Source organism: Amycolatopsis sp. SID8362 (assembly GCF_010550475.1).
Taxonomy (GTDB): domain Bacteria; phylum Actinomycetota; class Actinomycetes; order Mycobacteriales; family Pseudonocardiaceae; genus Amycolatopsis; species Amycolatopsis eburnea.
In genome coordinates, this window is sequence record NZ_JAAGNB010001746.1 from 1 (window position 1) to 936 (window position 936).

The 936-nt window shown below is 74.5% G+C and carries 1 pseudogene; it reads right to left on the minus strand.

Annotated elements, in window-relative coordinates:
- Nucleotides 1–888 (minus strand): annotated as a pseudogene (locus G3I65_RS53295) (hypothetical protein); the annotation flags it as partial.
- Between the last annotated feature and the right edge of the window lie 48 nt (nt 889–936).

The following is a 936-nucleotide window of genomic DNA, read 5'->3' on the forward strand; positions in this document are numbered from 1 at the left end:
GTCGATGGCGAACTTCGCGCCCGGACCGCCTTCGTGCCCGAGCCGGACCAGGTCCGCCCGGGCATCCGCGTCCTCGCCACCTGCCTGGCGGAGGCGGGCGCGTTCGGCGCGGGCCATCAGCCGCAGCGACGCCGCTTGCCCGCCGGCTCCGGTGAGGGTTTCCAGCGCGGCGAGGATCGCTTCGAGCGCGGCCAAAGCGCCGGCCGGGTCACCGGCCGCCGCCTGGACGCGCGCCTCGAGGATCCGCAGCTCCAGTTCGTCGGCACCGTGCGGGTCGAGCAGTTCGGGCGGGTACTGCTCCGGCCCGGCCGCCTTGCGCAGCGCCGACCGGTGCCGCTGTCCGGCGATCAGCTCGCGCGCACGAGCGACGTCACCCTCCTCAGTGGACAGTGAGATCAGCACGCGGTCGGCGACCTCGCGGGATCCTTCGATCATCCGCAGCTCGGCGTACTGTCCGAAGTGGACGGCCGCGGCAGCGCTCACCGGGAAGGCGGCCAACACGGCCTCAGCGCACTGGCGCGCGGTGCGCAGGTCACCCGCGGCGTAGCGGAGGGTGGCCAGATCGCTGACGGCCGCCAGTTCCAGGTCGGTCCGGTCAAGTTGCCGCGCGAACCGCCGCAGCCGGTCGTACGCCTGGTGCGCGCCCGCGAAGTCCCGCTCCGCGCCGAGCCGCTTGGCCTCCTGCTGGGTCTCGAAGGCCTCGCCGAGCAGCCGGCAGTATTCGGCGTCGCTGAGCGAACATGCCGGCAGCTCGCCGTACGGTGCCGGGTCGAGGCCGAAATGCCTGGCCACGCACCGGCAGTTGTAGCCGTGCGAACTCGCCCCCACCAGCTCGGCGGGCACCGGCCGGTCCGGCGGGGTCAGCGGCGGCGGCAGACCCGCGAGCACGTCAGAACTCCTCGCCGGCGGACGCGGCCGCCGCCCGTTCGGCCAGGG